Origin of the sequence: Aneurinibacillus aneurinilyticus ATCC 12856, assembly GCF_000466385.1 — a bacterium.
Taxonomy (GTDB): domain Bacteria; phylum Bacillota; class Bacilli; order Aneurinibacillales; family Aneurinibacillaceae; genus Aneurinibacillus; species Aneurinibacillus aneurinilyticus.
In genome coordinates, this window is the sequence record NZ_KE952735.1 from 1 (window position 1) to 8,271 (window position 8,271).

Here is an 8,271-nt window from a genome sequence, read left to right on the forward strand (position 1 = left end):
CGTGCACCTTCTTTCTTCCACCTTATGGATAATCGACAGGTGTGGTTAAGTATGTTCTTTCGTCTCGATATACAATGTAAAAATAAACTTCTTTACATTAAGCCGGACACGTGATACTTCCTCGTTCTGTTCAATTTCCCGCATTTTTTGGCGAACATCTGTAAAGTCGAAATACTTGGAAGCGTACATCTCAAACTTCGGATTTCCATAATCCTCAAGTCCAAGCGAAGCAATATTTTGCAATGCGCGGGCCACCGTACGACGAATCCTCTGCTCCATTGCCTTCACTTCCCGCTGAACGTCTTCGACATTGCTATACGCCACATAATCGGTGAAGATATCTTTTAATGCCGGAAATTCCCGTACTCGTTCATTCTTGTACCTTTTTAGTAAATATTCAATTAGTTGAATCAAATCCTGACTTCCCGTCTCTCCCAGAATTCCAAAGTCAGCTAACACACTGCGAAGAAACGGAGCGGTTCGCACTTCCGGCGGCTCCTTCGGCAGCGTATCGAACAACGAAAGCGTATGGCGGATGCCTTCGAGTGAACGCTCCAGCCGAATATGTTCCATTACTTTTTTGATGATGGAAATCACTTCAATCCGGTTAATCGGTTTATTGATGAAATACTCTACGCCCTTGCTGTATGCTTCCGCTACCATCTCTTTGTGTTCAACCTGCGAGATCATAATAAACTTGCCCTCATAGCCCATTTCCTGAAGGCGCATAATCGTCTCGATGCCATCCTGTTTTGGCATCAACAGATCAATTAGCACAATATCACACTTCTTCAAAATTATGCTTGCTTCTGCTCCCAGTCCATCCTCTGCTTCACCTACCACATCACCCAAATCTTCCTGCTCGATGGCATTGTTCAGCATTTTGCGAGAAGAGGGATCATCATCAATAATAAAAAAACGAAATCTCACAATTTCATCTCCTTATAGTCTATGTATCGGAATTCGAACTTCAAAAATAGTTTTCTCAGGTGCTTCCCCCTGTCTGACCTCAAGGGTTCCACCAAACTCTTCTATTACATTCCGGGCATGCGGCAATCCAATTCCGGTGGATGCGTTACCCTGTTTATCGTACTTGGTCGTATAGCCAGGAATAAAAATAAACGTCTCATCACCTGATGCAATACCGCTTCCTGTATCGCTTACGAGAAATAAAATTTCCTCTTGTTGTTCGTATACACCAAGTCTTACGATACCGGAGTCTTCAATTGCTTCTACTGCGTTGGATAGCAAATTGTTCAGCACGGAAAGCAGTGAATACACATGACGGGTAGCAAGTGATGTTTGCAAGTCGCTTGTGAATTCAATATCCTTTTTCAGCATGCGTGCATACTTCTGATTTGCATTCAATACAAGTTGCACAATCTCCTCGATGGTTAATTCCTGAACGACACGCTCCTGTTGGATAATCCTGCTGACACCGCTTAAAATACGCTGTGAGTCCTTCTTAATCTCATGCACTTCTTCCGCTATACTAAGCGCACGGCGGGAGAGCGGCGGATCCAATTCAGGCACTTCATCCCTACTCTCTCTTGTCCTTAGTTCGCGGTATAGATTATAGCCATTGCGTGTCGCCTGCTCAATATGCCCCATTACCTTTTTTAAATAGAGAGCCTCAACATGGAGATCACTGCTAATCATAAGCATTTTCTCAAATCGAAGCTGCTGCTCTCGATTCATCTCCCGCAGATGGCGCATTTGGATAATGTTCAAAAATCCTACGATAAAAAAGCTGCGTACAAACGCAAGAATAAGTAACAGATATTCTTCCTGCGGAACAAATTCGAAATAAACGCCTTGGGAAACTAGGCTCTTGCGTACTAAAAGCTCTGCCATATTAGCTGATAAATCAGCGATGGCACCAATCAATCCGAGCTTAAGCGGCGCATTAACATATCGTTCGGCTCTTCCCAACCAGATGACCAAGCCGAAGAAAAGGTAAAACGCAAGCGATGGCACATGACTTAAAGCACTTTGGTAAAATTGAAATACTTCTTTCCCCATTACATAATCAAGCCAGATGCGAAACAGGACAACAGCACTTCCTGTCAATAAAGAGGCCAACATAATCGGTACATCCCGAAGCCACATCAAAAAGAAAAAAAAGGCTCCAATTCCAAAGCTAATACGAAAATCGCTTTCAAACGGCTGAAATTTCAATTCGCCGAATAGCATCGTGGCCGCGACTAACATTATGAGAGTAAACGCCTTGCTGGGCACGACCCGACCTCCCATTTTCAAATTTTCTCCTTGTTTACAAAAGGAAGGAAAGTATATATTACTTTACCGTTATAGAATGATATATATTTCCTAATCATTAAAAAGCAGCCTCTTTGACCAGAGGCTACATGTTAGTGTATAGCAAACACTAGAATAAGCGACACAGAGAAGAAACGTTATGGTATGAAAGACTTTATCGTAACAAGGGCAAGACCGATTAAAAAACCACACACTGCTCCATTTACGCGAATCCATTGAATATCTTTACCAATTTTGTCTTCCATCATCTCAATAAGCGTCTCATTATCCAGTTTGTCCAAATTCTCCCGAACAAGCTTGCCGATTTTCGAATGATTCTGCTCTACCAGCATGGCGATTTGCCGCTGTGACCATGCTTCCAATCTCGCCATCATCTCTTCATCTGCACGCACCTTCTGTATGAGGCGGCGCAGGAAAGGCAGAACAAATTGATCCATATACGCATCGGTACGGACAAATTCAAGCGCCTGCTTTCGCAAATCCCGAGCAATGTCGGACAAACGTTCATGCAGCTGCACTTCTTCCGCAAGATTGTATTTCCATTTCTCAAACGTCACAAGCAAGCCTTCACTCTCACGTGCTTCTTCAATCTCCCGGCGTACATAGGCAAGGAATGCCTGACGGTTTTTGTTCTCAGGGTGGCGCAAATTGTCGCTTCCCCGCAGCAGCAATGTTTGCAGAACACCTCCCAGCTTATCTTCGTTAAGCATTCCGGCAAACGATTTAAGCGCAAACTGCATAAATCCATCTAGCTCAATATTTTCCAGGGCTTGAAGGGCCATGCTTCCCAGTTTGTGACGTGTATCGCTGCGAATCGCCCAATCACTCACCTTGCCCAACAGAAAATCAAATACCTTCTCTTCGTACTGTTCACCCAATGCCTTATCAATAAATCCGTGTAGCAAGCCTGCAGTATTTATGCTTTTTATATACTCTTTAAGCTTGCTCTCAATAACCGGCAGCATCGGTTCGATATCAATCTGCTGCACCACCTGCTCGCTTATCAATGCCAAGGCACTGCGAACTTGAGACGACTCTACCTCTTTTTCCAACAATGTTAACACTTTCTCGGTAATGCGTATCTGCTTAATCTTTTCTTCGATACTCTCTTTATTAAGCCAATCGTTCTCTAATGTATGAACGAGCGCATCGGTAATCCGTTTACGGTTCCTGGGCAAAAGCGCCGTATGGGGAATCGGGAGCCCCATCGGATGACGAAACAGTGCAGTCACTGCGAACCAGTCCGCCAATCCGCCCACCAGCCCGGCCTCGAAACCGCCCTGTAGAAATTTTGCTGCTGCTACATCTGGAAACGGCAGCGTAGCGACAAATCCGGTCGCCATTACACCAAGCGAAATCCCGGCAATATGTTTTGCTTCTCCTGACATTCCATCTTCCCTCTTTACTTTTTGGCTTTCCTAAAACTTATTAACAGATTACCACAAATTCCACCTCCCCTCCTAATGTAAAAGAAAAAAACAGACTGCAAGGGCCGGCCTGTTTCAATAGATTAAAAAAGTGGATGCCACTGTAAAAAAAGTGACATCCACTTTCTTCCGCTCCTTAAAATGGTTGACGATTCAACCACTGTCCACCGTCCATAGTTACACATTCACCGTTTATGTACTCCGCTTCAGGTGACAGTAAAAAATAGGCAAGGTTCGCGATTTCTTCCGGTTGTCCCAGACGGCCGAGCGGAACACTTTCCAATGTCATTCGTGCCGCTTCCTCCGATTCCCACAAACGGGTAGCGCCGCCTGTATTATCAATCGGTCCCGGCGCAATGGCGTTGACGCGAATACCGTACTTTTTGCCCCACTCTACCGCCAGTGTACGTGTCATCGCCAACACACCCGCTTTCGCTGAAGCAGAGTGAATAACCCCCTGACCGGCCAGCCATGCGTATGTCGCCAGCATATTCAGGATGCTCCCCTTCCGTCCTTCGGTAATCCATTCCCTGCCTACTGCCTGCGAGCAGTACCATGTACCGTTCAACACGATATTAATAACAGCGTTCCATGCATTCACCGACATCTCCTCGGCTGGACAAATAAAATTGCCTGCTGCGTTATTTACGAGATAATCTGCTCCCCCAAATGCCCGTTTCGTCTCTTCGACCATCCGCTTGGCATCTTCTGGATTCCGCACATCCATCTGTACACATAACACCTGCCCATCTTGCTGTTGAATTTCTTGTTTCGTCTGCTCTAGATTTTCTACAGTCCGTCCTGTAATTACCACTTTTGCGCCTTTTTCTGCGAACTTCTTAGCCATCGCCTTTCCCATACCACTTGAGCCGCCGGTGACAATCGCAACTTTCCCTTCCATGCTTTCCCCTCCTATTTAATTGAATACTTCTAATTTTAACTCAATTACACTCAAAAGAAAATGAATGAACAATCATTTATTTTCTTTTACATGTGTCAAAATGTACAATTGTTAATGATAAACCATGGAGATATAATGTGAAAATAGAGGGGATATATAACGATGTACCCAGGAGGAGAGCAAAGATGGAAGAAAGAAAAATTAGTGTAGTTGTTATCGGTGGCGGTGAAACCGGCACTCCGCTGCTTCGTCAATTGGCGGAAGCGCCTTTTGTTAAAATACTGGGTGTAGCGGACCTGGATGAAAACGCTCCAGGCATGATGATAGCTAAAGAAAAAGGCATTACGGCTACGACCGATTTCATGGAACTTGTGCAAAAGGGAAACGAAGTGGACATTATCATTGAAGTGACAGGCGTGCCAGAAGTTCGTGAGCGCCTGCGCACCTATATGCAACAATCCGAAAACCATCACACTATTATTATGCATGAGATGATTGCCATTCTGATGATGTCCCTGTCACAGGGCTGTCTGGTAAACATGAAGCACGGTGAAATCGAATACAAGTAAGAAATACTCACGGATTAATAAAACATGAAGCCAGGGATTATCCATTCCCTGGCTTTACTTTATCATTGTTTTTTCCCCTGATAGAATCCGTTCGAATTCCTCTGTCGGAACCGGGCAACTGAAGAAATATCCCTGCACCTCATCGCACCGCTCAGACCGCAGGAATGAGAGCGTCGCCTCATCCTCCACGCCCTCCGCCACCAACTTCAGCTTTAAATGATGTGCCATATCGATAATCGCTTTTACGATAGCTGCATTGTCCTTATCTACGACTACATCCCGCACAAACGATTGATCAATTTTTAATGCATGAATCGGGAACCTCTTCAAATAGCTTAACGATGAATACCCAGTGCCGAAATCGTCAATGGATATATATACCCCCATCTCACGAAGACGCAGTAAAGTTGCAATATTCTCTTCTACATCATTAATCATGCTATTCTCGGTAATCTCAAGCTCAAGATAGCAAGGAGCGAGCCCTGTCTTTCTTAAAACAGAACCAACCTTGTCCACAAAAGTAGGCTGCTGGAACTGCAAAGCAGAAACGTTCACACTTACAGGTAATGGCATGTAACCGGATTCGATCCATCGCTTGTTCTGTTCGCACGCCGTTCGCAGTACCCATTCCCCGATTGCAACAATAAGTCCTGTTTCCTCGGCGATGGGGATGAATCTTCCAGGAGATACAACCCCCAGTTCTGGATGAATCCAGCGCAGCAGCGCCTCCATCCCTTTTAACTGTCCGCTGTTCGTGTCAACTTTTGGCTGATAATATAACTGAAGTTCGTTCTTCTCTATCGCCTTGCGCAGATGTACCTCAATTTGCAGATGCTCATCATATTCTTCGTTCATCTTAGGCGTATAAAGTCGATATCCATTACGTCCACTGCTCTTAGCTGAATACATTGCCGTATCCGCATTTTTCATCAATGATTCGATATCCTCACCCGCAAACGGATACGTACTGATGCCTATGCTGCATGTGGCAAACAATTCGTAATGCTCAAGCTTAAAAGGGGTCTGGAACAATTCTAGAATGTGTTCCGCCACACGTTCGGCATCTGTCTCATCGCTAATCCGGGGCAGCAACACGACGAATTCGTCGCCTCCCAACCTGTAAATCCGGCAGTGCTCCTTGTTTTGCATGCGCAGCCTATCCGCCACTGCCTGAAGCAATAAATCACCTATCGTATGTCCAAGCGTGTCATTAATTTGCTTAAAGCGATCTAAATCAAGAAACATTACAGCAACTTCGAAGGAAGAAGCTTCTGCTTCGTAAAGCGCTTTCGATAAATCTTCTGTAAACATCCGACGATTCGCCAGATTGGTTAATGGATCGAGGTATGCCATCTTTCGAATCGTTTCTTCCGCTCTTTTTAATTCGGTAATCTCGCTAGTGGAGCCGATAATCTCAATAATTCGGCCTTCCTCAATAATCGGGGATAGTGAAGTCTGAAAATCCCTCTCTTTAAACCGATAGCTATATGTGACTCTTTCCCCTTGAAAGGCACGTTCATAATTGCGTACCAGAATTTCCGCAGTCTCCGGAGGAAATACCTCGTTTGCTGTTTTGCCATATGTCTTGTCCGTTGTGAGTCCGAGCTGCTTGGCCAGTTTTCCTTCGAATAAAACATACACGAATGAGCCGTCTGTTCTTCGATTAAGCTTGAAGACGAAGTTATGCAATGCATTGACCGTACGAATAAAATCATTCTTTAGGGCCTGACGCAGCTTCTCTTCCGCCTCTTTGCCTCTCGTAATATCATTTCGGAATGAAATATATTGTACAGGCTTTCCCTGGTCGTCCATTAAAGGAACAATCGTTGTATTTACCCAGTAGATAGAACCGTCCTTCGCTCTGTTCCGTATCTCTCCGTTCCAAACGTCTCCTTCTCCAATCGTCTTCCACATATGCCGAAAAAACGTTTTATTGTGGTACCCTGAATTAAGAATATGATGATTCTGGCCTAAAAGCTCATTCCTGTCATAACCCGAAATCTCACAGAATTTATCATTTGCATACAAAATCCTGCCTTTCAAATCTGTCACCGCTACGATAGTAGAGACGTCAAGCGCCCATTTCAGCTCGGACACTTCCCGCAAGGATTCCTTCAATTCGTGAATAATCTCATCGATTAGCGGTTCAAACGCTCCTTGGTACTGCAGCTTGCTGAGCAGACGGTTTAGTAGTGTAACTGCACGAATGCTGCTGGCATTGAACATAAGCATATGGTACCTCTCTTTTCTAGGAAAAAAGACTTGTCCGTTTTCTTTGAACTATAACCAAATGTATGCTCAAATGCAATCATTTGTACAAATTTCTCTTAAATATTTTTAGATAAATTAAAAAAAAACGAAAAGGCAATAAATGGCCTTTCCGTTTGATTCATTTCACTGCACTATTCGTCATTTGTCTACCTGTTTCATATAATCGACCTTCGCCAGCACTTTTGTCGTATATGAAAAATCTCCGTAGCAATATGGATAGCGAAAATTATTCTGATCGCCTCCACAATTGTAAACCGTCGGCTGTTTCTTTACCTGAATGGAAGAAAACTGTTTGGCCAGGTCTTCAGTATGCTTTTTCCCATGTTCGGCCACGAACGTAATGTATCCCTTTCCCATATTATACGCCTGAATAATGGTAGGAAAGTCAACCTTTTTCTCCTTACCATAGGTCAACACATCATTAAAATGGCGAACCCCTTGCCGAATGCTGCGCTCCGGGTCGTTAATCGTATTGGGAGGAAGACCTGCCGATTCCGATGCCTGCATCGGATCGCCCCCTTCGCCCCTGCTTTCCTGGTACATCAAGGCAAGCAGAACACTTGTGTATTCCTCTAAATGGTACTTGTGAAGCTCTGCACTTAGCATCGGTTCATATCGTTTTACTTTATCGTACTTATTTATTTTGGATGGCGGAGACATATACTGGTTCACTATAGTAATGAGAAACACTCCGATAAGTAAAAATCCCATCAGTATAGTCAATATCCCTATCAATCTCTTTATTTGTTTCATCTCTCTCTCCCACTGTATGTATGTTTTCAAGGGTGTGATATATTTTACCAAGGGTGTTGATTATCCAGTATAA

At 44.1% G+C, this 8,271-nt stretch carries 7 protein-coding genes; 1 reads left to right on the plus strand and 6 read right to left on the minus strand.

Annotation, left to right across the window (positions count from 1 at the left end):
* Nucleotides 1-45: 45 nt before the first annotated feature.
* The 4 genes from HMPREF0083_RS06930 to fadH form a co-directional block, all read right to left on the minus strand.
* The gene (locus HMPREF0083_RS06930) at nucleotides 46-930 is read right to left on the minus strand and encodes a response regulator (protein ID WP_040301823.1); all 885 of its coding nucleotides are present in this window, start codon (nucleotides 928-930) and stop codon (nucleotides 46-48) included.
* A gap of 12 nt (nucleotides 931-942) precedes the next feature.
* Nucleotides 943-2,238, minus strand: a complete 1,296-nt coding sequence (locus HMPREF0083_RS06935) for an ATP-binding protein (RefSeq protein WP_167331546.1) — start codon at nucleotides 2,236-2,238, stop codon at nucleotides 943-945.
* A gap of 176 nt (nucleotides 2,239-2,414) precedes the next feature.
* Nucleotides 2,415-3,665, minus strand: coding sequence for a DUF445 domain-containing protein (locus HMPREF0083_RS06940; protein ID WP_021620464.1), 1,251 nt, complete (start codon nucleotides 3,663-3,665; stop codon nucleotides 2,415-2,417).
* A 175-nt stretch (nucleotides 3,666-3,840) separates the two neighbouring features.
* Complete coding sequence (gene fadH, locus HMPREF0083_RS06945; protein ID WP_021620465.1) at nucleotides 3,841-4,605, minus strand: 2,4-dienoyl-CoA reductase; 765 nt, start codon at nucleotides 4,603-4,605, stop codon at nucleotides 3,841-3,843.
* Between the two features lie 185 nt (nucleotides 4,606-4,790).
* Between fadH and HMPREF0083_RS06950 the strand changes: the two genes are divergently transcribed.
* Nucleotides 4,791-5,174 carry an oxidoreductase gene (locus tag HMPREF0083_RS06950; protein ID WP_040301825.1) on the plus strand — a complete coding sequence of 128 codons (384 nt, stop codon included), beginning with the start codon at nucleotides 4,791-4,793 and terminating at the stop codon, nucleotides 5,172-5,174.
* A gap of 54 nt (nucleotides 5,175-5,228) precedes the next feature.
* On the opposite strand, the gene HMPREF0083_RS06955 is transcribed toward HMPREF0083_RS06950, so the two are convergent.
* Entirely contained in the window at nucleotides 5,229-7,406 is a 2,178-nt protein-coding gene (locus HMPREF0083_RS06955) for an EAL domain-containing protein (RefSeq protein WP_021620467.1), read from the minus strand.
* Between the two features lie 177 nt (nucleotides 7,407-7,583).
* Complete coding sequence (locus HMPREF0083_RS06960; protein WP_021620468.1) at nucleotides 7,584-8,198, minus strand: lysozyme family protein; 615 nt, start codon at nucleotides 8,196-8,198, stop codon at nucleotides 7,584-7,586.
* Between the last annotated feature and the right edge of the window lie 73 nt (nucleotides 8,199-8,271).

What these genes read in the sequence shown, in the direction of transcription:
- fadH (WP_021620465.1), bottom strand. Translation starts at nt 4,605, where the DNA reads ATGGAAGGGAAAGTTGCGATTGTCACCGGCGGCTCAAGTGGTATGGGA.
- HMPREF0083_RS06950 (WP_040301825.1), top strand. Translation starts at nt 4,791, where the DNA reads ATGGAAGAAAGAAAAATTAGTGTAGTTGTTATCGGTGGCGGTGAAACC.
- HMPREF0083_RS06955 (WP_021620467.1), bottom strand. Translation starts at nt 7,406, where the DNA reads ATGCTTATGTTCAATGCCAGCAGCATTCGTGCAGTTACACTACTAAAC.
- HMPREF0083_RS06940 (WP_021620464.1), bottom strand. Translation starts at nt 3,665, where the DNA reads ATGTCAGGAGAAGCAAAACATATTGCCGGGATTTCGCTTGGTGTAATG.
- HMPREF0083_RS06960 (WP_021620468.1), bottom strand. Translation starts at nt 8,198, where the DNA reads ATGAAACAAATAAAGAGATTGATAGGGATATTGACTATACTGATGGGA.